General features: G+C 43.7%; 4 protein-coding genes. All 4 read right to left on the bottom strand.

Annotated elements, in window-relative coordinates:
* Positions 1 to 550: 550 nt before the first annotated feature.
* Positions 551 to 769 (bottom strand): hypothetical protein, encoded by a 219-nt coding sequence (locus tag ABRZ26_RS24860; RefSeq protein ID WP_319606687.1) that lies wholly within the window; start codon positions 767 to 769, stop codon positions 551 to 553.
* On the bottom strand, positions 756 to 1,496 hold the full coding sequence (locus tag ABRZ26_RS24865) for a hypothetical protein (protein ID WP_319606688.1): 741 nt from the start codon (positions 1,494 to 1,496) through the stop codon (positions 756 to 758). The genes ABRZ26_RS24860 and ABRZ26_RS24865 overlap by 14 nt, the downstream gene beginning before the upstream one ends.
* Before the next feature lie 226 nt (positions 1,497 to 1,722).
* Positions 1,723 to 2,574, bottom strand: a complete 852-nt coding sequence (locus ABRZ26_RS24870; RefSeq protein WP_319606689.1) for a hypothetical protein — start codon at positions 2,572 to 2,574, stop codon at positions 1,723 to 1,725.
* Between the two features lie 268 nt (positions 2,575 to 2,842).
* Positions 2,843 to 3,492, bottom strand: a 650-nt coding sequence (locus tag ABRZ26_RS24875) for a hypothetical protein (RefSeq protein WP_319606690.1), incomplete at its 5' end; no start/stop codon positions are given.

Genomic DNA, 3,492 nt, shown 5'->3' on the forward strand with positions numbered 1-3,492 from the left:
TCGGCCTGTTTGAGGATGGCGATGATCTGACTGTCGGTAAAGCGTGATTTTTTCATAGCGAATCTCCTGCGTTCAGATTACGAGAAAATTCTACTTATGAACACTCCGCTTTTTCGGGGGGATTACCCCGCCGCCTGAGTGCCGATTTCGCCTATCAGCAGCGCTTCCTGCAACCGCTGCTGCTCTTTTTCCTTGTCGAATATCGGCGAGAGCGTCTGGTTCGCCTGCGCCACATCATAACCGAGCCTTCAGCCGCTGACATTAGCCATTCCTGTAACCCCGCCTAATGTCAGATGTAATAAACGTCGCCTAATAGGCCGAAGTAGTTAAAAAACATTACGAGCGGCATTACCCTCCGACGGAGGAAAAAAACGCCCAGCCCGCAGCTTCAGCTCAGCGGCAAGTGGCTAGGGTAACTGGGTTTTAACACCGGACAGCCGGTTATCGTGACCACTGAGCGCGGGAAGTTGGTGATTGAGGCAGAGATTAGGGTCTGACGGGGAAAAGATGATCCCGGCTCAAGGCCGGGATTTTTTGACAAAGATATTGATTAGCGAATATTAAAGAACCAAAGAACAAAACCCAGTATAAACCCAAGACCTGCCATTTTCAGATAAAGGTAAATGTTATCTTTAATCAATCCAATAATATCCTCCCCCCCACTAATCCAATAACCGATAACTTGGAAAAACAAGCTAATAAAAAATAAAAAAATAGCGATTGTGCAGGGAAGATAAATCATTAGCCATAACGGCTCATTTCTTTTCATTGCTTTCACCGTTAATCTTTAGGTAATTGTCAACCCCACTATTAAAAAAACCTGAAGCAGCAGAATCGCCTATATTACCAACAATAGAAGGAACAGAACTTTGAGGTGCTGGTTTAGTTATCGTCCAAACACCTGTCGACACCCATTCATACTGTTTTGATATTGGATTGAACTTCTTATCAAACGGTATCTTGAGAATATTACCCGCCGCATAACCAGCAGAAGCCCCCGCCTTACTCAGCAACGCCGCCATAAACGGATCATCACCACTTATTTCCGCTGAGTAATAACCACCTGCCGCATTCCAGGCTACTGTTGGGTTATAACCTTTACCTGCCGTAATCGCACTGATAATACCGGAACCAATTAAATCAGAGAGTTTTACTTCCCGGGTGGTTCCATATTGAATACCGGCGCTCGCAGCCGTAGAGACGCCCACCGCGATCAACTGCTCTTTTCCTTTCGTCACTGAATTTGTCACTATCGCTTTTCCACCCATCACAATAACTGGCCATGACGTCGGATCGACGACAACGGCCATGACACGATCTCCGGTGGTGATATTGTCTTTCAGGAATTTAAGATCCGCACCGTTCAGATAATTCACCAGTGCCGCCGCATCCGGATCTTTCAGCTTTTCATCCAGCCGATACTGCGATGGATGCGGGGTTAGTACCAAGAACCTCGGAAGTTCAGTTTTTCCGAAGTTCTCCGCTTTTGTAGTCAAACACTTGTTACTCTATATTTTTCGATAGTAAAAGAACCAGTATGCACATCCAACAGCCCCCCCCACTGAACCTGTCTTCAATACTTTATGAAAGTTGTCCTTCAAGTACCCTAGCATCTGATCACCACCACCAATCCAATACCCGACCACTTGAAAAATAAGACTAATAAAAAAAAGCATTAAAAATAATGCAACGCATAAATACAACAGTATCAGTAGTGATTTTTTACTTACTAGCATTGTTATGCTCCTTATCTTTTATGGAGTTTTGCAATGCATCAGAGAACCACCCAGAAGCAGCTGAGTCAGCAACATTTCCAGAAAGAGAAGGTAAGTTATTTTGAGGAGTTGGCTTTGTGATAGTCCAAACACCTGTTGATACCCACTCATATTTTTTTGATACTGGATTTAATTTTTTATCCATCGGTACTTTAATAATATTACCAGCGGCATAACCTACCGATGCCCCAGCCTTACTCAGCAATGCCCCCATAAACGGATCGTCACCATTGATTTCTGCCTGATAATAGCCACCTGCTGCATTCCAGGCCACTGTTGGGTTATAGCTTTTACCAGCAGTAACCAGTGCAATAACTCCTGCCCCAATAACATCTGATAATTTAACTTCCCCTGTCTTGCTGGTCCCATATTGAATAGCTGTATTAGCAGAACTTGATACTCCAACAGCTATTAATCTCTCCTTGGCTCCAGCGTTGTTAGTCACTATCGCTTTTCCACCCATCACAATAACTGGCCATGACGTCGGATCGACGACAACGGCCATGACACGATCTCCGGTGGTGATATTGTCTTTCAGGAATTTAAGATCCGCACCGTTCAGATAATTCACCAGTGCCGCCGCATCCGGATCTTTCAGCTTTTCATCCAGCCGGTACTGCGATGGATGAGCATCATTCGCCACATTGGTGCTTGCCTGAATCAACTCTTCCCAGGTGACGCAGGCAACGCCGCCGCCAGTACAGGCTTCAACCAGTTCCCTACTGTTTTTATTGCTGATCTCAAGATACTTCTCAATAACCGGTCTACAGTCATCGCCAGAGGCTTTACATTCGGACAACTCTTTATCAAGCTGCCGGGATTCTGTTGTGCTCAGATAGTTATTCTCAACAACAATTACTTAAGATTTTTTCTACATTTTAGATAATATGAAAACCATATTCCCGCACCTATCCATCCACCACCAAATACACCGATCTTGCTATAGTGTATAACCTGTTGAAAAGTTATTGGATGTGATAGAACGATCCATATCGTAATTACTACACCAACAGCACACACAACAGCATAAGTGATGATTAAAAACAAAAGGAATAAAAGAGGGTGTTTCACTTATCACCTCCTTGAACTTCCTTTTGAGCAGCACTACTAGCAGCTTCTGACATTAAAGAACCGACACCACCACCAGACATACCTGGAATTGGACTCATTGCCCCACCTTTAAACAAATAACCAGGGCCAAAGGAATTCTCAGTATATTTTAAAGCGTTCTTACTGGCCTCCATTCCAAAGTAATTTTTAATGTACTGAGTTTCTAATTTATTGGTAATGGCAGAGCCGATACCATAACCTACTCCAGTACCTATCATGCTACCCATCACAGCGGCTTGACTATCTTGTCCTGTAATTTGGCTAGTCGCATAAGCACTACCCGCACCAATAAGTTGGTTTGAATAATAAGATTTACCGGTGGTTGCCGCACCGGTTAGCCCAGAAAACCCAAAGCTAACTAAATCAAATTTATCTCCGGTATTTCCACTAGAGATTTGTACTAGACCATTCGCACCATAACTTAAAGCTCCACCAACTAATTTATCACTCATCGTTGTTGACGATGAAAATAACGATCTCCCCCCCGCGACCAATCCCCAGAAATTTTCTGGCTCACCAATAAACGCCAAAGCACGATCACCGTTAGTAGTATGACTATTAATATAATTAAGGTCATAATTGTTATTGGATGCAACATAATCCCTTA

Origin of the sequence: Brenneria sp. L4-2C (genome assembly GCF_040240335.1) — a bacterium.
Lineage (GTDB): Bacteria > Pseudomonadota > Gammaproteobacteria > Enterobacterales > Enterobacteriaceae > Brenneria.